Origin of the sequence: Klebsiella sp. GG_Kp173 (assembly GCF_040062415.1) — a bacterium.
GTDB lineage: Bacteria > Pseudomonadota > Gammaproteobacteria > Enterobacterales > Enterobacteriaceae > Klebsiella > Klebsiella quasipneumoniae.
Map to the genome: position 1 here is coordinate 1 of NZ_JBEAFZ010000034.1, position 19,170 is coordinate 19,170.

Below are 19,170 nucleotides of genomic sequence, written 5' to 3' on the forward strand. Positions count from 1 at the left end.
CTTCAACCGAACCGGCTGTTTGTGTGAAGTGATTCACATCTGCCGTGTCAGTGGGAGCGCATTATAGGGAGTTCGCCGGAAGTAGCAAGGGTTAAAATAGAAAAATCTTATCGACCGCTCATTATTTGAACTTTTCGCTTATTCCTCTTCCTACCATTAAAGCCGCCATCCCAGTGTTCATGCGGCCTGCAGCGTAGTTAACGCGAAGAACGCTTTTTGGCAAAAAAGTGATTTTTCTCTCTTACCCAACGCCATTATCGCGCCGATGGTGAATTAAGCGCCACTCTTGACCCACGACAAAGCGCCCGCGCGGCCCCCCTTCCTATAATCAGGCCCGTTTCTTCTTACTGGTAATAATCGATGGCTTATCAACTCAACATTAACTGGCCCGAGTTTTTAGAGAAATACTGGCAAAAGCAGCCGGTGGTTTTAAAAAACGCGTTTCCGGACTTCGTCGACCCGATTACCCCGGACGAGCTGGCCGGATTAGCCATGGAGCCGGAAGTCGACAGCCGGCTGGTCAGTCTGACCAACGGTAAATGGCAGGCCAGCAATGGACCTTTTGAACATTTCGACGGCCTGGGCGAGACCGGCTGGTCGCTGCTGGCCCAGGCGGTAAACCACTGGCATATGCCGGCCGCCGAGCTGGTGCGACCGTTCCGCGTACTGCCGGACTGGCGTCTGGACGACCTGATGATCTCCTTCTCCGTCCCCGGCGGCGGCGTCGGGCCGCATATCGATCAATATGACGTCTTTATTATTCAGGGCATGGGCAGCCGCCGCTGGCGCGTGGGGGATAAGCTGCCGATGCGTCAGTTCTGCCCGCATCCGGCACTGCTGCACGTCGACCCGTTCCCGCCGATCATTGATGAAGATCTGCAGCCGGGCGATATCCTCTATATTCCACCGGGCTTCCCGCACGATGGGATCACCCACGAAACCGCGCTGAACTACTCCGTCGGCTTCCGCGGGCCCAACGGCCGCGACCTGATCAGCAGCTTCGCCGACTATGTGCTGGAGAACGATCTTGGCGGCGAGCACTACAGCGATCCGGACCTCACCTGCCGCGAGCATCCTGGCCGGGTTGAAGAGTATGAACTCGAACGTCTACGCGGCATGATGATCGACATGATTCGCCAGCCGGAAGACTTCAAACAGTGGTTCGGCAGTTTCGTCACCACCCCGCGTCACGAGCTGGATATTGCGCCGGCGGAACCGGCATATGAAGAAGAGGAAGTGGTCGATGCGCTGCTGGGCGGCGAAAAGCTCTCCCGCCTGAGCGGCCTGCGCGTTCTGCATATCGGCGACAGCTTCTTCGTGCATAGCGAACAGCTGGACACCACCGATGCCGAAGCGCTGGATGCGCTGTGCCGCTATACCTCATTAGGTCAGGAAGAGCTCGGCAGCGGCCTGCAGAATCCGGCGTTCGTGAGCGAACTGACGCGGCTGATTAATCAGGGCTACTGGTACTTCGAAGAGTAAGAGAGTCGCGATACTGCGGGCAGCCGCCTGGCGCTGCCCGCTGGCTTTCAGCCGTTATTACACCTGTTTCGGCAATACTACAATAAACCGCGTCGAGCGCAGATCGGACTGCGCCGCCACGCTGCCGTGGTGGGCGCTGACGATGGATTTCACTATCGCCAGGCCGATGCCGCTGCCCTCCCCTTTGCGCTGGCGCGAGGGGTCGACGCGATAGAAACGGTCAAACAGCCGCGGCAGATGTTCGGTGGCAATCGGCGTACCGGGATTCTCCACCACCAGGCGGACCGTCTCCGCGCTTTCGCTCAGCGCGATCGTCACCGCCTGGCCAGCCGGGGTGTAGCGGATCGCGTTCGACAGCAGATTGCTGATCGCCCGCCGCAGCATCAGCGGGTCGCCAATCACCCGGCAGTGGCTACCGACAAAGCGCAGCGCCACCGCCTTCTCTTCCGCCCACGCCTCGAAAAACTCAAACACCTTATGCACTTCCTCAGCCAGATCCAGTTCCCGCTGTTCGGGGATCAGCTGGTTGTTATCGGCCTGGGCGAGGAACAGCATATCGCTGACCATCCGCGACATACGCGAGAACTCTTCGAGATTGGAGTAGAGCACCTCTTCCAGCTCCTGCTGGCTGCGGCTCTGGCTTAAGGCGATTTCGGTTTGCGTCACCAGGTTGGTGATCGGCGTGCGGATCTCATGGGCGATATCGGCGGAGAAGTTCGACTGACGGGTAAAGACATCCTCCATCCGCTCCAGCATGTGGTTAAAGGAGAGCGCGAGCCGCTCCAGTTCGATAGGCACCGCCTGCGGGTCAAGGCGCACGTCGAGATCCCGCGAGGTAATATTCTGGATCTGCCGGCTGATCTGGCGGATCGGTTTATGTCCCTGATAGACCACAAACAGCACGATGGCGACGATCAGCAGGCTGATTATCGACGCGGCGGAAATCAGCTTCGCTTTCAGCTCATTAATATAGTGCAGGTGAAAATCGATGGATAAGGCCATCAGCAGATGGTACGCCGGTTTGCCGTCCGCCTGCTTGCCCAGCGGCAGCATGATCAGCCGCCAGGCGCGGGTCTCCATTTGATGATTATCGTGCGCCATTGCCCGCGGCTGCGGGTCGGTCCATGAAATCACATTCCCGTCGCGCAGCTGCATCGCCAGGCCTGGCGTACTCAGCATATGGCTGAGATCCGGCCCGTTGGGCGACTGGAACAGAATATTGCCCTGCCCATCGTCCAGGCAGATAAAGACGTTGGCGTAACCCGCAATGATATTCTTCACGATCTCCAGCCGCCGCGCCTGCGGGTAGTCAGCGTGGTCGAGGACCGTCTCCAGGGTGGTACTGAGCTGCCTGAGATCGTGAACGTCGCGCTCTTCAAAGTGGGCCTTCACCGAATGGATCATAATCCAGGTGAAGGCAAAGAAGGCGATGATGGTGGCGAGGCTAATAAAAAAACTCAGCCGGGTGGCCAGGGAAAAGGGGCGCTTAGCGGCCATCCGGCACCTCAAGCATATAGCCGACGCCGCGCACGGTCTGGATCAGCTTCGGCTCGAAGTCGTTATCGATTTTGGCCCGCAGCCGCTTCACCGCCACGTCTATCGCGTTGGTATCGCTGTCGAAATTCATATCCCACACCTGCGAGGCAATCAGCGAACGCGGCAGCACCTCGCCCTGATGGCGCAGGAAGAACTCCAGCAGAGTGAACTCCTTGCTGGTCAGGGTGATGCGGGTGGCGCCGCGCGTCACCTTACGGCTGACCAGATCGACGCTGAGATCCGCCGCCTGAAACTGGCTTTCGACAATAACCGCCGCTCCGCGGCGCAGCAGCGTCCGCACCCGCGCCAGCAGTTCCGCAAAGGCGAACGGCTTCACCAGATAGTCGTCGGCGCCCAGCTCCAGCCCCTTCACCCGATGCTCAATGGTGCCCAACGCGGTAAGCAGCAGGATCGGCATGCCTTTCCCGGCGGCGCGCAGCATGCGCACGATATCCCAGCCGTTCACGTCCGGCAGCATGATGTCGAGGATCAGCAGATCATAGTCACCGGTCATCGCCAGGTGATAGCCGTTAAGGCCGTTATCGGCCAGGTCGACGACGAAGCCAGCCTCGGTGAGCCCTTTGGTCAGGTACTCCCCGGTTTTCTTCTCATCTTCGACAATCAAAATCTTCACCGCAGGCTCCTTCACGCGCGTTCTGTGCGGGTATTCAATTTTAGAGGAGCGCCTCCGGATAGCAATGAAATATCAGGAAAATGACAGCTTTGTCATTTTCCTGTCACGTCCTGAACAGAGGCCGCTACGTAAAGTAGCCGCCATGGATAAATCGTCGAAAACGTCTGCCGCCATGCGCCCAATAACGCGTCTTACCCTCAGCGTGATACTCGCCTTAACCGGCTGTGTCTCGCTCGCTCCGGACTACCAGCGCCCCGCCGCGCCGGTACCGCAGCAGTTCTCTCTCAGCCAGAACAAGCTGGTGACCGCAACCGCGGGCTATCAGGAGACCGGCTGGCGCACCTTTTTCGTCGACCCGCAGGTGAAAAGCCTGATTGGCACCGCGCTGACCAACAACCGCGATCTGCGGATGGCGACGCTGAAAGTGCAGGAAGCCCGCGCCCAGTATCGGGTGACCGATGCTGACCGCTACCCGCAATTGAACGGTGACGGCAGCACCACCTACGTCGGCAAGCTTAAAGGCGACACCACCACCAGCAGCGATTACGCTGCCGGCCTGAATCTCAGCTATGACCTCGACTTCTTTGGCCGGCTGAAAAACCTTAGCGAGGCCGACCGGGAGAACTTCTTCGCCAGCGAAGAGGCCCGGCGCGCAGTGCATATCCTGTTGATTGCTAACGTTTCACAAAGCTACTTCAACCAGCGGTTGGCGGTAGCGCAGCTGCAGGTGGCCAACGATACCCTGCAAAACTATCAGCAGTCTTACGCGTTCGTTGAAAAACAGCTGCTGACCGGGAGCACTACCGTGCTGGCGCTGGAGCAGGCGCGGGGGATGATCGAGAGCACCCGCGCCGATATCGCCAGACGGCAGGGCCAGCTGGCGCAGGCTAATAACGCTCTGCAGCTGTTGCTCGGCAGCTATCAACCTCTGCCGGACGATAGCGCCAGCAGCGCCGTCGATCTGCAAGGTGTTACCCTGCCGCCATCGCTCTCCTCAGCGATCCTGCTGCAGCGGCCGGATATTTTAGAGGCCGAACACAGCCTGCGGGCGGCCAACGCCAACATCGGCGCCGCGCGGGCGGCCTTCTTTCCGTCGATCACCCTGACCAGCTCGCTCTCCGGTAGCAGCAGCGAGCTCGCCAGCCTGTTTAACGCCGGCAGCGCGATGTGGAACTTCATCCCCAAAATCGACATACCGATTTTCAACGCCGGGCGCAATCAGGCCAACCTCGATCTGGCGGAGATCCGTCAGCAGCAGCAGGTGGTCAACTACGAGCAAAAAATCCAGTCCGCCTTTAAAGAGGTAGCCGACGCGCTGGCCCTGCGCCAGAGCCTGGCCGCTCAAATTGCCGCACAGGAGCGCTATCTCGCGTCACTGAATATCACCCTGCAGCGCGCCACCGCGCTCTATCGCCACGGCGCGGTCAGCTACATCGAAGTGCTGAACGCCCAGCGCGATATTTTCACCACCCGACAAACCCTGCTGGAACTCAACTATTCCCGTCAGGCAAATGAAATCACCCTGTTCACCGCCCTCGGCGGCGGCTGGATGGAATAACCCAAGGAGTCCCGATCATGAATTCACTGTCTAAAGTCGCCCTGTTCACTCTGATTTCTGGCGCGGTGTTCGCCGTCCAGGCTGCCGACCCGCACGCCGGCATGGCGATGCACGAACAGCCCGCCGCCGCGCAGACGCAAAGCATCAGCGGCAAAGGGGTCATTAAAGCCATTGATATGGATAGCAAAAAAATCACCATCGCCCACGAAGCCATCCCGGCCGTGAACTGGCCGCCGATGACCATGCGCTTCACCATCACCCCGCAGACCCAGCTCAACAATGTGAAGGACGGCGACAGCGTGGACTTCACCTTCGTTCAGCAGGGCAACCTGTCGCTGCTGCAGGATATTCGCGCCCACTAATGGCCCGGCGACGGCAAGCCTCTCAACGACGGAATGGACAACACATGGCATCCCTGACACTGAAAAACACGGCGCTGATCCTCGGCAGCATGGCGATCGGCGGCGCGCTCACCGCAGCGCTGTATACCCGGACTGCGGCGCCCCACGACGCTGCCGCAGCCGCCCCGACGGCCGAGCAGCAACGTAAAGTGCTGTTCTGGTACGATCCGATGTACCCGAACACCCGCTTTGATAAACCGGGTAAATCGCCGTTTATGGATATGGACCTGGTGCCGAAATACGCCGATGAGGAGAGTGCCGCCGCCGGAGCACCGGGGGTGCGTATCGACCCGACGCAGACCCAGAATCTTGGCGTGAAAACCGCCGCCGTCACCCGCGGGCCGCTGCGCTACGCCCAGACCTTCCCGGCCAACATCAGCTACAACGAGTACCAGTACGTGATTATGCAGGCGCGGGCGGCGGGCTTTATTAATAAAGTCTATCCCCTGACCGTCGGCGACAAAGTGCAACAAGGTACGCCGCTGCTGGAACTGACCATCCCGGACTGGGTGGAAGCGCAGAGCGAATATCTTTTATTGCAGGAGACCGGGGGCACCGCTACGCAGGTCGAGGGGATCCTCGAGCGTCTACGCCTCGCCGGAATGCCGGACGACGATATCCGCCGCCTGAAAACCACGCGCAAGATCCAGACCCGTTTCACCCTCAAGGCGCCCATCGACGGGGTGATCACCGCCTTCGATCTTCGCGCCGGAATGAACATCGCCAAAGATAACGTGGTGGCGAAAATTCAGGGCATGGATCCGGTGTGGGTCAGCGTGGCGGTCCCCGAGTCCATCGCCTGGCTGATCAAAGACGCCTCGCAGTTCAGTATTCAGGTTCCCGCCTGGCCGGACAAAACCTTCCGCATCAGCAAATGGACGATCCTCCCCAGCGTCGATAGCGCCACCCGCACCCTGCAGCTGCGCCTGCAGGTCAACAACCCGGATGAAGCGCTGAAGCCGGGGATGAACGCCTATCTGCAGCTGACCAGTGAAAGCGAACCGATGCTGCTGATCCCCTCCAAAGCGCTGATCGACAGCGGCAGCGAGCAGCGGGTAATCACCGTGGATAACGAGGGCCGCTTCGTGCCGAAGCGGGTCCAGGTTTTCCATGAATCCAATGGCGTCACGGCCATTCGCAGCGGGCTGCAGGAGGGCGAGAAAGTGGTCGCCAGCGGCCTGTTCCTGATCGACTCGGAGGCCAATATCGCCGGCGCGCTGGAGCGCATGCGCGCGCAGGCCCCGGATGCCGCTGCCCCTGCCGCCCACGCGCACTGAGGAAAGGAACCATGATTGAATGGATTATCCGCCGCTCGGTGGCCAACCGCTTCCTGGTGATGATGGCGGCGCTGTTCCTCAGCATCTGGGGAACCTGGACCATCATCCACATCCCGGTAGACGCCCTGCCGGATCTCTCCGACGTACAGGTGATCGTCAAAACCAGCTACCCGGGACAGGCGCCGCAGATCGTCGAAAACCAGGTCACCTGGCCGCTAACCACCACCATGCTGTCGGTGCCCGGCGCCAGAACGGTGCGCGGCTTCTCGCAGTTTGGCGACTCTTATGTGTATGTGATTTTTGAAGACGGCACCGATCCTTACTGGGCGCGCTCACGGGTGCTGGAGTATCTCAACCAGGTACAGGGCAAACTGCCCGCCGGGGTGAGCGCCGAAATGGGCCCGGATGCCACCGGCGTCGGCTGGGTCTTCGAGTACGCGCTGGTCGACCGCAGCGGCAAGCACGACCTCGCCGAACTGCGGTCCCTGCAGGACTGGTTCTTAAAATATGAGCTGAAAACCATTCCTAACGTCTCGGAAGTGGCTTCGGTGGGCGGCGTGGTCAAGGAGTACCAGATTGTCGTCGACCCGATGAAGCTGACCCAGTACGGCATAAGCCTCGGCGAGGTGAAATCGGCGCTGGACGCCTCTAATCAGGAGGCGGGCGGCTCTTCGGTCGAACTGGCGGAAGCCGAATATATGGTGCGCGCCAGCGGCTATCTGCAGACCCTCGACGACTTCAAAAACATTGTGCTGAAAACCGGTGACAACGGCGTGCCGGTGTATCTCGGCGACGTCGCGCGGGTACAGGTCGGCCCGGAGATGCGCCGCGGTATCGCCGAACTGAACGGCGAAGGCGAAGTGGCCGGCGGGGTGGTGATCCTGCGCTCCGGCAAGAACGCCCGGGAAGCGATCTCGGCGGTCAAAGAAAAACTGGCGTCGCTGCAAAGCAGCCTGCCGGAAGGGGTTGAAGTGGTTACCACTTACGACCGCAGCCAGCTTATCGACCGCGCCATCGACAACCTCAGCCACAAACTGCTGGAAGAGTTTATCGTCGTCGCCCTGGTCTGCGCCCTGTTCCTGTGGCACGTGCGCTCGGCGCTGGTGGCGATTATCTCCCTGCCGCTCGGCCTGTGCTTCGCCTTTATCATGATGCATTTCCAGGGACTCAACGCCAACATCATGTCGCTGGGCGGGATCGCCATTGCGGTGGGAGCGATGGTCGATGCCGCCATCGTGATGATTGAGAACGCCCACAAGCGGCTGGAGGAGTGGGCGCATCAGCATCCGGGAGAGAAGCTCGGCAACGACAGGCGCTGGAAAATCATTACCGACGCCTCGGTGGAGGTTGGCCCGGCGCTGTTTATCAGCCTGCTGATCATCACCCTGTCGTTTATCCCCATTTTCACCCTCGAAGGCCAGGAGGGCAAACTGTTCGGCCCGCTGGCCTTCACCAAAACCTGGTCGATGGCCGGGGCGGCGCTGCTGGCGATCATGGTGATCCCGATCCTGATGGGCTTCTGGATCCGCGGCAGGATCCCGGCGGAGAGCAGCAACCCGCTGAACCGCTTTTTGATCCGCATTTATCACCCGCTGCTGCTGAAGGTGCTGCACTGGCCGAAGACCACCCTGCTGATCGCGCTCCTGTCGATCCTGACGGTTGTCTGGCCGCTTAACCGGATCGGCGGGGAGTTTCTGCCGCAGATCAACGAGGGCGATCTGCTGTATATGCCGTCAACGCTGCCGGGGATCTCCGCCTCGCAGGCGGCGGATATGCTGCAGAAGACCGACAAGCTGATCATGACGGTGCCGGAGGTGGCGCGGGTGTTCGGCAAAACGGGTAAGGCAGACACCGCTACCGACTCCGCGCCGCTGGAGATGGTGGAGACCACCATTCAGCTCAAGCCGCAGGATCAGTGGCGGCCGGGGATGACCATGGAGAAGATCGTCGACGAACTGGACAAGACCGTGCGCCTGCCGGGGCTGGCGAACCTGTGGGTGCCGCCGATCCGCAACCGCATCGACATGCTCTCCACCGGCATCAAGAGCCCGATCGGCATTAAGGTTTCCGGCACTAACCTGGCCGATATCGACGCCATCGCCGGGCAAATTGAGGTGGTGGCGCGCAGCGTGCCGGGGGTCACGTCAGCGTTAGCCGAGCGGCTGGTGGGCGGGCGCTACCTCGACATTGATATCCAGCGTGACAAGGCGGCCCGCTACGGCATGACCGTCGGCGACGTGCAGCTGTTCGTCTCGTCCGCTATCGGCGGGGCGATGGTCGGCGAAACGGTGGAGGGCGTCGAGCGCTATCCAATCAACATCCGCTACCCGCAGAGCTATCGCGACAGCCCGCAGACCCTGCGCCAGCTGCCGATTCTCACCCCGCTGAAGCAGCAGATCGTCCTCAGCGACGTCGCCGAGGTGAAGGTGGTCAGCGGGCCATCGATGCTGAAGACCGAGAACGCCCGCCCCACCAGCTGGATCTACATCGACGCCCGAGACCGTGACATGGTGTCAGTGGTGCACGATCTGCAGCAGGCCATCGGTAAAGCGGTGAAGCTGAAGCCGGGCATCAGCGTGTCGTATTCCGGGCAGTTTGAGCTGCTGGAGCGCGCCAATCAGAAGCTGAAGCTGATGGTGCCGATGACGCTGATGATTATCTTTGTGCTGCTGTACCTGGCGTTCCGCCGCGTCGGCGAGGCGCTGCTGATCATCACCAGCGTGCCGTTCGCCCTTGTGGGCGGGATCTGGTTTCTCTACTGGATGGGGTTCCATCTGTCGGTAGCCACCGGCACCGGCTTTATCGCCCTGGCCGGGGTGGCCGCGGAGTTTGGCGTGGTGATGCTGATGTACCTGCGCCACGCCATCGAGGCCGAGCCATCGCTGGAGAACCCGCGTACCTTCAGCGTCGATAAGCTCGACGAGGCGCTGTATCAGGGGGCGGTGCTGCGCGTGCGGCCGAAGGCGATGACCGTGGCGGTGATTATCGCCGGCCTGTTGCCGATTTTGTGGGGCACCGGCGCCGGGTCGGAGGTGATGAGCCGCATCGCCGCGCCGATGATTGGCGGAATGATCACCGCCCCGCTGCTGTCACTGTTTATTATTCCGGCGGCGTATAAGCTGATGTGGCTGTTCCGGCATCGGGGCAAGTGCGGCCGATAGCCCGCCGCGTTTACGCCGGTCCGGGAAATTGGCTATAGTGGCGCCATTCTTCTGGCCGGCATGAACGTCCCTATGAATCTGAACCTGGTATGTTATTCCCTGCTGCTGCTCACCGCCGTGGGCAGCGCCCTGCTGCCCTACCCGCTGGCGATGTGGTTTTTACTGAGCAGCCTTCTGACATGGCTTATCTATGGCGCCGACAAGCTGGCGGCACGCAAAGCCTGGCGCCGGGTGCCGGAAACCACGCTGCTGGTGCTGGGCCTGGTGGGAGGCTGGCCGGGGGCCATCCTCGGCCAGCAGTGCTTTCGTCATAAAACGCAAAAGCAGCCCTTCCGGACGTGGTTTTTCATCAGCGTGGCGCTGAACTTGGCGGCGCTGGCCGGGCTGTACGTGGTTTATACCCACCTGCTCAGCCGCTAAGGGGCGAGGCTAGCGCGGCGTCTGGCGGATCCACACCAGGCGATCGACGTCAAAGCCCAGCTCGCGCGCGGTATTCAGGTAATCCTGCTTCACCGCCGCCGGAATGGTGGGGGTGCGCGACAGGATCCAGAGATAGTCGCGGTTGGGGCCGCTGACCAGCGCGTACTGGTAGTCGTCGTCCAGACGGATAACGTTATAGCCGCCGTAGAATGGCCCGAAGAACGACACCTTCAGCGCCGCGGTGGTGGGGGCGCCGGTGAAATAGGCTTTCCCGTCACTCTCATTCCAGCGTTTTTTAACCGGGTCATAACCGCGATTGACGACGCTGATCCCCCCGTCGCTGCGGGCGCCGTAGGTGGCGGTCACCTGCTCCAGGCCTCGCTCGAAGCGATTCTCCAGGCGAGCGACCTCATACCATTTTCCGAGATAACGACTGGCGTCAAACCCGCTAATCGGCTGTACGCCCTTCGGCGGGGTGGGCGATTTGCAGGCCACGAGGGTCAACGCGATAGCGACGCCAGTGACAACAGGCCATAGCTTCATGAGAACTCCTTTCATTTACGCGGTTGGGGGAAAGTGTAGTGCAAAGCCGCTACACTTCACGCCAGCCGACGTGATTCGTAGTATATTGAGAATATTCTTTGTTAACAGGTGGCCTCCATGCCTTACTCCATCGGCGAATTTGCCCGACTTTGCGGGATAAATGCGACCACGCTTCGCGCCTGGCAGCGCCGCTACGGCCTGCTTAAGCCGCTGCGCACCGATGGTGGACACCGTCTGTACAGCGATGACGACGTCCAGCAGGCGCTGAAGATCCTCGACTGGGTGAAAAAAGGGGTGCCGGTTAGCCAGGTGAAGCCCCTGCTGTCGCGCCCCGGCGCGCGGCGCACTAACAACTGGCTGACGCTGCAGGAGACCATGCTGCAGCGGCTGAAAGAGGGAAAAATCGAGTCCCTGCGCCAGCTTATCTATGATGCCGGGCGCGAATATCCGCGTCAGGAGCTGGTGACCGAGGTGCTGCGTCCGCTGCGCAGCCAGGTCTCTGCCAACGTGCCGGCCATCATGACCCTGCGCGAAATCCTCGACGGCATCATCATCGCCTACACCTCGTTTTGCCTCGAAGGCGATAAGAAGGCGCCCGGGGATAACTTTCTGATCACCGGCTGGCACCTGACCGACGCCTGCGAAATCTGGCTTGAGGCGCTCAAGCGTACCGGCCAGGGTCATCGCATCGACGTCCTGCCGGTGCCTCCTGCCGCCCTGGCGCCGGAAATTTTTCCCCAGCGCAACTGGCTGCTGGTCACCAGCGGTAAACTCTCCGCCGCTCGTCAGAGGCAGATCGAACTCTGGCAGCAGCAGGTCGTCTCCCTCGAGGTGATCCCGCTCTAACCCCCTGTTTTCACTTACCTCCAAGCTCTGTTCCGCCAGCGCCCGGTGGTGCGGCGGGCGCACGCTTGCCCTTTGCGCCACGCGTGATTTTCACCCTTTAAAACACCAATCATAACAATATGATTTTTAACACAAATAAAATATATTTTTCCACAAACTTGGACAAATAATTTTATTTGTGTAAGTTTTAAGTATGCCATTACGCCACCGTGTTTAGCCAGGATGTGATCCATGAGCACCTCGCCGTCCGTGATTCGTCGTTTCGTTGAGTACTACGCCGGGCTGGATGCGCAGCCGCCCTCGGCGCTGGCCGCGCTGTACCATCCGGACGCGACGCTGAGCGATCCTTTTGGTCAGCACCAGGGGCTGTTCGCCATCCAGCGCTACTTTACCCATCTGCTGGCCAACGTGGAGCAGTGCCGGTTCACCATCGACACGCCGCTCTGCGACGGTCAGCGGTTCGCCGTGACCTGGACCATGCACTGGTCGCATCCGCGCATTGCCGGCGGAGAAACGCTAGCCCTGCCGGGCTGCTCGGTGGTGGACATCGCCGGGGAGCAGATCCTCCATCAACGCGACTACTACGACGCCGGGGAGATGATCTACGAGCATCTTCCCCTGCTGGGCTGGGCGGTACGCGGCGTGAAACGGAGGGTGCGCTCATGATGACGGTGCTTATCACCGGCGCCAGCTCCGGGATTGGAGCCGGCCTGGCGAAATCCTTCGCGGCGGATGGCCACCTGGTCATCGCCTGCGGGCGCGATGCGTCGCGCCTGACGGCGCTGCAGCAGTTCAGCCCCAATATCAGCGCGCGCCTGTTCGATATGACAGACAGGGACGCCTGTCGCCAGGCGCTGACGGGCTGTTTTGCCGACCTGATCATTCTCTGCGCCGGCACCTGCGAATACCTCGATCACGGACAGGTGGATGCCGCCCTCGTGGAGCGGGTGATGGCCACCAACTTCCTTGGGCCGGTGAACTGCCTGGCGGCGCTGCAGACGCAGCTGGAGGCTGGCGATCGGGTGGTGCTGGTCAGCTCCATGGCGCACTGGCTGCCCTTCCCGCGCGCGGAAGCCTATGGCGCCTCCAAGGCGGCGCTGACCTGGTTTGCCAACAGCCTGCGTCTTGACTGGGAGCCGAAAGGGGTCGCCGTCACGGTGGTCTCTCCAGGCTTCGTCGACACCCCGCTTACGCGCAAAAACGACTTTGCCATGCCCGGCCGGGTGAGCGTGGATCGGGCGGTGGCGGCGATCCGTCACGGCCTGGCGAAGGGAAAAAACCACATCGCCTTCCCCACCGGTTTCAGCCTGGCCCTGCGGCTGCTGGCCAGCCTGCCGTCAGGTATGCAGCGCCTGCTGTTGCGCAGGATGGTGCGCTCATGAACATCGCCATCATCGGCAGCGGCATCGCCGGGCTGACCTGCGCCTGGCGGCTGGCCGGACACCATCAGGTGACGCTGTTCGAAGCGGGCGCCACGCCGGGCGGCCACACCGCCACCGTGGATGTCACCACGCCGCAGGGCACCTGGGCCATCGATACCGGATTTATCGTCTACAACGATCGCACCTATCCGCGCTTTATGGGCCTGCTCAGCGAGCTGGGGATCGACGGGCAAAAAACGCAGATGAGCTTCTCGGTCCACAACCCGGCCAGCGGCCTGGAGTACAACGGCCACAGCCTGACCTCGCTCTTCGCCCAGCGACGCAATCTGCTGAAGCCGGCCTTCTGGGGGCTGCTGAGCGAGATCGTCCGCTTCAACCGACTGGCAAAACTGGCGCTGACCGAGGCGCTGGATCCGGGCGCGACGCTGGAGAACTTCCTCTCCCGCCACCGTTTTAGCCCCTTCTTCGCCCGCCACTATATCCTGCCGATGGGGGCGGCCATCTGGTCGTCGTCGCTGCAGGAGATGCGCCGCTTCCCGTTACCGCTGTTTTTGCGCTTCTTTGAAAACCACGGTCTGCTGGATATTCGCGATCGTCCGCAATGGTACGTGGTGCCCGGCGGTTCCCGGGAATACGTCCGCGCCCTGCTCGCCAGGCTCGGCGATCGCCTGGACCTGCGGCTCAACGCGCCGGTGCAGCAGGTGGAGCGCCACCCGGCGGGAGTTATCCTGCGGCTGGCGTCCGGGGAGGCGCATTTTGACCAGGTGATCTTCGCCTGCCACTCCGCGCAGGCGCTGGCGATGCTGGCGGCGCCCACCGACGCCGAGCGTGAGGTGCTGGGGGATATCGGCTGGCAGCGCAACGAGGTGGTGCTGCACAGCGATCCGCGCTGGCTGCCGGAGCGCCAGCGCGCCTGGGCCAGCTGGAACTATCGCCTGAGCGACGGGGATTTGGCCCGGGCCTGCGTCACCTACAACATGAATATTCTCCAGGGGCTGCCTGCGGGCGCCCCCCTGTTCTGCGTCACTCTGAACCCGGACGCGCCAGTGGACGATCGCTATGTCTGGCAGCGCTTCGTCTATGAGCATCCGCTGTTTAACCCGCAAAGCTGGTCGGCCCAGCTGCGGCGCGAAGAGATTAACGGTCAGCAGCGGAGCTGGTACTGCGGGGCCTACTGGTACAACGGCTTTCATGAGGACGGGGTGCGCAGTGCGCTCGACGTGGTGCAGGGCATCGCCGCGGCGGAGGACAACTGAAATGAACAGCTGCCTCTATCAGGGCGTCCTGCGCCACCGTCGCCTGCAGCCGAAGGCGCACCACTTCGTCTACCGCCTGTTTATGGCCTGGCTTGACCTCGACGAACTGGACAGGCTGCCTGAGGCGGGCATCCGTCGCAACCGCCTGGCCGCCGCCGCCTGGTACGACGCCGATTATCCGCTGGGCGCGCCGCTGAAGGCCCAGGTGCTGAACCGGCTGGAGAGCCTGACCGGCTGCCGTCCGGCAGGCCGCGTGATGCTCCTGACCCAGCTGCGCTACTTCGGCTTCCATTTTAATCCGGTCAACTTTTACTACTGCTATGACGAGGCCGACACCCTGCGCTGGGTGCTGGCCGAAGTGCGCAACACGCCATGGAATGAGCGTCATTACTACGCGGTGGACGGCCAGCAGGCGCGCCCGCTGGAGAAAGCCTTTCACGTTTCGCCGTTTAACCCGATGGACATGGTCTATCACTGGCGCTTCAACGCACCGGGCAAAACGCTGCACATGCACATTGAAAACCATCAGGCCAGCAAGGTGTTCGACGCCACGCTGGCCCTGAGCCGCGTGCCGTTAACCCGCGCCAACCTGCGCGGGCTGCTGCTGCGTCTGCCGATGATGACCCTGAAAACCGTCCTCGCCATCTACTGGCAGGCGCTGCGGCTGTGGCTGAAGCGCGTGCCGCTGTACAACCATCCTGTCAGCAGGAGTGAACGCTCATGACCGATCCCGTCTTTGCGCTTGAACCCGATGTGCCGCGCAACGTGCGGCTCGCGCGCTGGCTGCTCTTTCGTCTGTTGAGCGGCCTCCGCGAAGGCTCGCTCACCGTGCGCGAAGGGGCGCAGACTTTTCATTTTGGCGACCCCGCCGCCGCGCTGCGCGCTGAGGCGCGGGTCTGCACGCCGGAGGTGTACTGGCGTCTGCTAACCGGCGGCAGTCTCGCGGCGGCCGAGGCCTGGATAGACGGCGACTGGGAGAGCCACCAGCTGACGGCGCTGTTGCAGATCCTCGCGCGCAACGGCGAGGTGCTGGGGCGTCTGGAGCGCGGCTTTCGTCTGCTGGGTAAGCCTGTCGCCCGCCTGCGCCACTGGACTCGACGCAACACCCGCGCCCAGGCGCGGGAGAACATTGCCGCCCATTACGACCTCGGCAACGAATTTTATGCCCACTTTCTGGATGACGACCTGCTCTACTCCAGCGCGCTGTTTACCGACGACGAGCAGGATCTGACCCAGGCCCAGCGGGCCAAGATGGCGCGTCTGTGCGACCAGCTGGCGCTCAACCCCGGCGATCATCTGCTGGAGATTGGCACCGGCTGGGGGGCGCTGGCCGAGTACGCCGCCCGCCATTACGGTTGCCGGGTCACGACTACCACCCTTTCCCGGGAGCAGCACCGCTGGGCTACCGAGCGCATGGCCCGCGCCGGGCTGCAGGATCGCGTCGAGGTGCTGCTCTGCGACTACCGCGATCTGCGCGGCGAGTACGACAAACTGGTGTCGGTGGAGATGATTGAGGCGGTGGGCCAGCGCTACCTCCCGGCCTTCTTCCGCACCTGCCAGGCGCGCCTGCGCCCGGGCGGTAAAATGGCCCTGCAGGCGATCACCATTCAGGATCAGCGCTATCGCGACTACAGCAAAAGCGTCGATTTTATCCAGCGCTACATCTTCCCGGGCGGCTTTTTGCCCAGCATCACGGCAATGAGCGAGCTGATGACCCGCCATACCGATTTTGTGGTGCGCAACCTGTTCGACATGGGCCCGGACTATGCCCGCACCCTGGCGCACTGGCGGCAGCGTTTTACCCACGCCTGGCAGGATATTGAAAAGCTCGGCTTTGATGAGCGCTTCCGCCGGATGTGGCTCTACTACTTTGGCTATTGCGAAGCCGGATTTAACGCCCGCACCATCAGCGTGGTGCAGCTCACCGCGGAGCGGGTATGACACGCCCGGCGCAGCACTTGCTGATGGCACTCGCGTTCGATGTTTACTGGACGCTGGTGGTGATGTTGCGCGAGCGCGGCCTGCTGATCTGGCTGACGCTGGCGCTGTTCGCCTGGCTGCGGTTGCCGGCGACCAGTCGTCCGCCCGCCCTGCTGCTGGCCGCGGCGGGCTGCGGGCTGGACGCCTGCTGGGCGCTGGCGGGGCTGATTGATTTTCCCGGCGACAGCCTGCTGCCCCTGTGGATGGTGGCCCTGTGGCTGATGTTCGCCGTCGTCTGGACCCGACTGACCCGCGCCGCGACGCTTCCCGGCTGGGTGCTGGCTACGGCGGCGACCCTCGGCGGCCCGGTGGCCTACCTGATCGGCGCTCGCCTCGGAGCCATGACCCTGCTGGTGCCGACGGCGCTTGCCGTGGCCGCCATGGCCTGCGGCTGGCTGGTGATCATGCTGCTGTTCCATCTGGGGATGGGGAGGCAAAAATGAGATTCGCCCTGTTACTACTATGGCTGACCGCCCTCGCCCCGGCGGCCCACGCCGCCGACTGGCTGGCGTGGCGCCGCGTCGGCGAGGCGACCCTCACCTGGGGGCCGTTCACCGTCTATCACTCACAGCTGCGCACGCCCAATGGTCGGTATGACGGCCCGCAGCAGGATCGGGCGCTGATCATCACCTACCAGCGCGACATCGATCGCGAGGCGCTGGTGGACGCCACCCGCGACCAGTGGCAGGCGCAGGGTATTCTGCAGCAGGAGCCACGCAGCGAAGCCTGGCTGCGCATGCTGCAGGGGCTCTGGCCGGACGTCGCGCCGGGCAGCCAGCTGGCGTTCGTGGTCCGCGGCGGCGAGGGGCAGTTCTGGTACCGCGCCAGCGCCGCACAGACCGCCTTTACCCCGCTCGGCCCGCGCCAGTCGGCGGCGTTCAGCACCCGCTTTCTCGCCATCTGGCTCGATCCACGCACCACTTATCCCGAACTGCGTCAGCAGTTGATCGGAGGTACACCATGAAACGCATTCTGACCCTTGGCCTGGCGCTGCTGATGCTGATGCTCGCCGGCTGCAGTACCGAGGTCACCGAATACCGGCAGCAGCAGCCCGCCCTCGACATCTTTCACTATTTTCAGGGGCGAACCGAGGCGTGGGGGATGGTGCAGGATCGCAACGGCAAACAGCTGCGCCGCTTCCATGTTGAGATCGATGGCGACGTCGTCGGCGATACCCTGACGCTCCATGAGCGCTTTGTCTATGACGATGGCGAGAAGCAGCAGCGGGTATGGCGCATTCGCCGCACCGGCGATAACCGTTATCAGGGCACCGCCGGGGATATCGAAGGCGTGGCCAGCGGCCAGGCGGCAGGCAATGCCTTTCACTGGCGCTACAGCATGAACGTCGAGGCCAGCGGCAGCCGGTGGCTACTGCAGTTTGACGACTGGATGTACCTGCAGGACGGCAGCCATTTGTTTAACAAAACCGAGATGAAGAAATTCGGCATTACGGTCGCCACCGTGACCCTTTTCTTTACCCGAACCACAGCAGAAGAGAGGACAGCGCCATGAACACGCAACCTGTCATTGGGATCAGCGGATGTTTAACCGGCTCAGCCGTGCGATTCGACGGCGGGCATAAGCGTATGGGCTTTGTGATGGATGAGCTCGCGCAGTGGGTGGCGTTTAAGCCCGTCTGCCCGGAGATGGCGATCGGCCTGCCCGTACCCCGCCCGGCGCTCCGCCTGGTGCAGACTCCGGTCGGGGAGATCCGCATGCGCTTCAGCCAAGCCCCGCACGAGGATGTGACGGAGAAGATGGCCGATTTTGCCAACGCCCATCTGGCAACTCTGGGCGAGCTGTCGGGCTTTATCGTCTGCGCCAAATCGCCGAGCTGCGGGATGGAGCGCGTGCGGCTGTATGACGAAAAAGGCAATCGCGGGCGTAAGGAAGGCGTGGGGCTGTTTACCGGCGCCCTGATGGCGCGCTACCCGTGGCTGCCGGTGGAAGAGGATGGCCGGCTGCACGATCCGCTGCTGCGGGAGAACTTTGTCGAGCGCGTTTTCGCCCTGCATGAACTCAACGCCCTGCGCGCCCGCGGCCTGACCCGCCACGGCCTGCTGGCCTTTCACAGCCGCTACAAGCTGCAGCTGCTGGCTCACCACCAGGCGGGCTACCGCGAGATCGGCCCGTTCGTCGCCTCGCTGCATGAATGGGAGGATCTGGAGGCTTTCTTCGAGGTCTACCGTGAGAAGCTGATGGCGATCCTCAAGCGGCCCGCCTCGCGGAAAAACCACACCAACGTGCTGATGCATATTCAGGGTTATTTCCGCGACCAGCTGAACAGCCGCCAGCGCGGCGAGCTGCGGGAGGTGATCCTGAATTATCGCGCCGGGCTGCTGCCGATCCTCGCGCCGCTGACGCTGCTTAAGCACTATCTGGCCGAGTATCCGGATCGCTACCTGCAGGCGCAGAACTATTTTGACCCCTATCCGCAGGATCTGGCTCTGCGCCTGACGGTGAACTGAGGGGGGATGGGCCAGCTGCCCGGCGGCGCTGCGCTTGCGCGGGCCTGGGGGGTGTGAGCCTGTGTGAGGGATCGTAGGCCGGATAAGGCATGTATGCCGCCATCCGGCATAAATGGAGCGCACCAGTTGTAGCCCGGCCAAGCGTAGCGCCAGCCGGGAACGCTCCTTCGGCAACGCTATCGCATCAGAACCACGCCTCAAACATCCCGCCGACGTTCAGCGAATC

20 protein-coding genes are annotated in these 19,170 nt (G+C 62.3%); 16 read left to right on the forward strand and 4 right to left on the reverse strand.

Going from position 1 to position 19,170, the window contains the following annotated elements; all coding sequences use genetic code 11:
• Positions 1 to 360: 360 nt before the first annotated feature.
• Positions 361 to 1,482, forward strand: a complete 1,122-nt coding sequence (locus ABLU50_RS15050) for a cupin domain-containing protein (protein ID WP_004206713.1) — start codon at positions 361 to 363, stop codon at positions 1,480 to 1,482.
• Between the two features lie 57 nt (positions 1,483 to 1,539).
• Here the strand turns inward: ABLU50_RS15050 and ABLU50_RS15055 are convergent, their stop codons facing one another.
• Positions 1,540 to 2,979 (reverse strand): Cu(+)/Ag(+) sensor histidine kinase, encoded by a 1,440-nt coding sequence (locus tag ABLU50_RS15055; protein ID WP_087832975.1) that lies wholly within the window; start codon positions 2,977 to 2,979, stop codon positions 1,540 to 1,542.
• On the reverse strand, positions 2,969 to 3,652 hold the full coding sequence (gene cusR / locus ABLU50_RS15060) for a copper response regulator transcription factor CusR (RefSeq protein ID WP_004206716.1): 684 nt from the start codon (positions 3,650 to 3,652) through the stop codon (positions 2,969 to 2,971). The genes ABLU50_RS15055 and cusR overlap by 11 nt, the downstream gene beginning before the upstream one ends.
• 172 nt (positions 3,653 to 3,824) lie before the next feature.
• Here cusR and ABLU50_RS15065 point away from each other — a divergent pair, with 172 nt between their 5' ends.
• From ABLU50_RS15065 to ABLU50_RS15085, 5 genes are all read left to right on the forward strand, one after another.
• Positions 3,825 to 5,210 carry an efflux transporter outer membrane subunit gene (locus tag ABLU50_RS15065; protein ID WP_087832977.1) on the forward strand — a complete coding sequence of 462 codons (1,386 nt, stop codon included), beginning with the start codon at positions 3,825 to 3,827 and terminating at the stop codon, positions 5,208 to 5,210.
• Positions 5,211 to 5,227: 17 nt separating this feature from the next.
• On the forward strand, positions 5,228 to 5,572 hold the full coding sequence (cusF, locus tag ABLU50_RS15070) for a cation efflux system protein CusF (protein ID WP_017900885.1): 345 nt from the start codon (positions 5,228 to 5,230) through the stop codon (positions 5,570 to 5,572).
• A gap of 44 nt (positions 5,573 to 5,616) precedes the next feature.
• Entirely contained in the window at positions 5,617 to 6,888 is a 1,272-nt protein-coding gene (locus ABLU50_RS15075) for an efflux RND transporter periplasmic adaptor subunit (protein ID WP_087832974.1), read from the forward strand.
• 11 nt (positions 6,889 to 6,899) lie between these two features.
• Complete coding sequence (locus tag ABLU50_RS15080; RefSeq protein ID WP_087832973.1) at positions 6,900 to 10,049, forward strand: CusA/CzcA family heavy metal efflux RND transporter; 3,150 nt, start codon at positions 6,900 to 6,902, stop codon at positions 10,047 to 10,049.
• A gap of 72 nt (positions 10,050 to 10,121) precedes the next feature.
• Positions 10,122 to 10,469, forward strand: coding sequence for a DUF1294 domain-containing protein (locus ABLU50_RS15085; protein WP_087832972.1), 348 nt, complete (start codon positions 10,122 to 10,124; stop codon positions 10,467 to 10,469).
• 9 nt (positions 10,470 to 10,478) lie between these two features.
• Here the strand turns inward: ABLU50_RS15085 and ABLU50_RS15090 are convergent, their stop codons facing one another.
• Positions 10,479 to 11,012, reverse strand: a complete 534-nt coding sequence (locus ABLU50_RS15090) for a lipocalin family protein (RefSeq protein WP_002887259.1) — start codon at positions 11,010 to 11,012, stop codon at positions 10,479 to 10,481.
• A 117-nt stretch (positions 11,013 to 11,129) separates the two neighbouring features.
• On the opposite strand from ABLU50_RS15090, the gene ABLU50_RS15095 reads away from it, so the two are divergent.
• Entirely contained in the window at positions 11,130 to 11,858 is a 729-nt protein-coding gene (locus ABLU50_RS15095) for a MerR family transcriptional regulator (protein WP_004206722.1), read from the forward strand.
• A gap of 14 nt (positions 11,859 to 11,872) precedes the next feature.
• Here the strand turns inward: ABLU50_RS15095 and ABLU50_RS15100 are convergent, their stop codons facing one another.
• Positions 11,873 to 12,091 carry a hypothetical protein gene (locus ABLU50_RS15100; protein WP_140414669.1) on the reverse strand — a complete coding sequence of 73 codons (219 nt, stop codon included), beginning with the start codon at positions 12,089 to 12,091 and terminating at the stop codon, positions 11,873 to 11,875.
• On the opposite strand from ABLU50_RS15100, the gene ABLU50_RS15105 reads away from it, so the two are divergent.
• Genes ABLU50_RS15105 through ABLU50_RS15145 form a run of 9 tightly spaced genes read left to right on the forward strand, consistent with a single transcriptional unit; the run spans position 12,090 to position 18,944 of the window.
• Positions 12,090 to 12,524, forward strand: coding sequence for a nuclear transport factor 2 family protein (locus ABLU50_RS15105; protein WP_016946719.1), 435 nt, complete (start codon positions 12,090 to 12,092; stop codon positions 12,522 to 12,524). The two genes, ABLU50_RS15100 and ABLU50_RS15105, sit on opposite strands and share 2 nt — an antisense overlap.
• On the forward strand, positions 12,521 to 13,240 hold the full coding sequence (locus tag ABLU50_RS15110) for an SDR family NAD(P)-dependent oxidoreductase (RefSeq protein WP_017900889.1): 720 nt from the start codon (positions 12,521 to 12,523) through the stop codon (positions 13,238 to 13,240). Before ABLU50_RS15105 ends, ABLU50_RS15110 begins: the two co-directional genes overlap by 4 nt.
• Entirely contained in the window at positions 13,237 to 14,496 is a 1,260-nt protein-coding gene (locus ABLU50_RS15115; protein ID WP_023319629.1) for an FAD-dependent oxidoreductase, read from the forward strand. The genes ABLU50_RS15110 and ABLU50_RS15115 overlap by 4 nt, the downstream gene beginning before the upstream one ends.
• Position 14,497: 1 nt before the next feature.
• A complete protein-coding gene (locus ABLU50_RS15120) occupies positions 14,498 to 15,220 on the forward strand; it encodes a DUF1365 domain-containing protein (RefSeq protein ID WP_004178444.1) in 723 nt (240 codons plus the stop codon).
• Entirely contained in the window at positions 15,217 to 16,437 is a 1,221-nt protein-coding gene (locus ABLU50_RS15125; RefSeq protein WP_087832971.1) for a cyclopropane-fatty-acyl-phospholipid synthase family protein, read from the forward strand. The genes ABLU50_RS15120 and ABLU50_RS15125 overlap by 4 nt, the downstream gene beginning before the upstream one ends.
• On the forward strand, positions 16,434 to 16,919 hold the full coding sequence (locus ABLU50_RS15130; RefSeq protein WP_049115223.1) for a DUF2878 domain-containing protein: 486 nt from the start codon (positions 16,434 to 16,436) through the stop codon (positions 16,917 to 16,919). The genes ABLU50_RS15125 and ABLU50_RS15130 overlap by 4 nt, the downstream gene beginning before the upstream one ends.
• Positions 16,916 to 17,440 (forward strand): hypothetical protein, encoded by a 525-nt coding sequence (locus ABLU50_RS15135; protein ID WP_064151190.1) that lies wholly within the window; start codon positions 16,916 to 16,918, stop codon positions 17,438 to 17,440. The genes ABLU50_RS15130 and ABLU50_RS15135 overlap by 4 nt, the downstream gene beginning before the upstream one ends.
• The gene (locus ABLU50_RS15140) at positions 17,437 to 17,988 is read left to right on the forward strand and encodes a DUF3833 domain-containing protein (protein ID WP_049003924.1); all 552 of its coding nucleotides are present in this window, start codon (positions 17,437 to 17,439) and stop codon (positions 17,986 to 17,988) included. The genes ABLU50_RS15135 and ABLU50_RS15140 overlap by 4 nt, the downstream gene beginning before the upstream one ends.
• The gene (locus ABLU50_RS15145; protein ID WP_087832970.1) at positions 17,985 to 18,944 is read left to right on the forward strand and encodes a DUF523 and DUF1722 domain-containing protein; all 960 of its coding nucleotides are present in this window, start codon (positions 17,985 to 17,987) and stop codon (positions 18,942 to 18,944) included. The genes ABLU50_RS15140 and ABLU50_RS15145 overlap by 4 nt, the downstream gene beginning before the upstream one ends.
• The last annotated feature ends 226 nt before the right edge of the window (positions 18,945 to 19,170 follow it).

Coding starts and splice junctions, on each gene's coding strand:
- ABLU50_RS15085 (WP_087832972.1), top strand. CDS start 10,122: ATGAATCTGAACCTGGTATGTTATTCCCTGCTGCTGCTCACCGCCGTG.
- cusF (WP_017900885.1), top strand. CDS start 5,228: ATGAATTCACTGTCTAAAGTCGCCCTGTTCACTCTGATTTCTGGCGCG.
- ABLU50_RS15115 (WP_023319629.1), top strand. CDS start 13,237: ATGAACATCGCCATCATCGGCAGCGGCATCGCCGGGCTGACCTGCGCC.
- ABLU50_RS15135 (WP_064151190.1), top strand. CDS start 16,916: ATGAGATTCGCCCTGTTACTACTATGGCTGACCGCCCTCGCCCCGGCG.
- ABLU50_RS15055 (WP_087832975.1), bottom strand. CDS start 2,979: ATGGCCGCTAAGCGCCCCTTTTCCCTGGCCACCCGGCTGAGTTTTTTT.
- ABLU50_RS15140 (WP_049003924.1), top strand. CDS start 17,437: ATGAAACGCATTCTGACCCTTGGCCTGGCGCTGCTGATGCTGATGCTC.
- ABLU50_RS15080 (WP_087832973.1), top strand. CDS start 6,900: ATGATTGAATGGATTATCCGCCGCTCGGTGGCCAACCGCTTCCTGGTG.
- ABLU50_RS15110 (WP_017900889.1), top strand. CDS start 12,521: ATGATGACGGTGCTTATCACCGGCGCCAGCTCCGGGATTGGAGCCGGC.
- ABLU50_RS15100 (WP_140414669.1), bottom strand. CDS start 12,091: ATGGATCACATCCTGGCTAAACACGGTGGCGTAATGGCATACTTAAAA.
- ABLU50_RS15120 (WP_004178444.1), top strand. CDS start 14,498: ATGAACAGCTGCCTCTATCAGGGCGTCCTGCGCCACCGTCGCCTGCAG.
- ABLU50_RS15090 (WP_002887259.1), bottom strand. CDS start 11,012: ATGAAGCTATGGCCTGTTGTCACTGGCGTCGCTATCGCGTTGACCCTC.
- ABLU50_RS15145 (WP_087832970.1), top strand. CDS start 17,985: ATGAACACGCAACCTGTCATTGGGATCAGCGGATGTTTAACCGGCTCA.
- ABLU50_RS15095 (WP_004206722.1), top strand. CDS start 11,130: ATGCCTTACTCCATCGGCGAATTTGCCCGACTTTGCGGGATAAATGCG.
- ABLU50_RS15125 (WP_087832971.1), top strand. CDS start 15,217: ATGACCGATCCCGTCTTTGCGCTTGAACCCGATGTGCCGCGCAACGTG.
- ABLU50_RS15065 (WP_087832977.1), top strand. CDS start 3,825: ATGCGCCCAATAACGCGTCTTACCCTCAGCGTGATACTCGCCTTAACC.
- ABLU50_RS15075 (WP_087832974.1), top strand. CDS start 5,617: ATGGCATCCCTGACACTGAAAAACACGGCGCTGATCCTCGGCAGCATG.
- ABLU50_RS15105 (WP_016946719.1), top strand. CDS start 12,090: ATGAGCACCTCGCCGTCCGTGATTCGTCGTTTCGTTGAGTACTACGCC.
- ABLU50_RS15130 (WP_049115223.1), top strand. CDS start 16,434: ATGACACGCCCGGCGCAGCACTTGCTGATGGCACTCGCGTTCGATGTT.
- ABLU50_RS15050 (WP_004206713.1), top strand. CDS start 361: ATGGCTTATCAACTCAACATTAACTGGCCCGAGTTTTTAGAGAAATAC.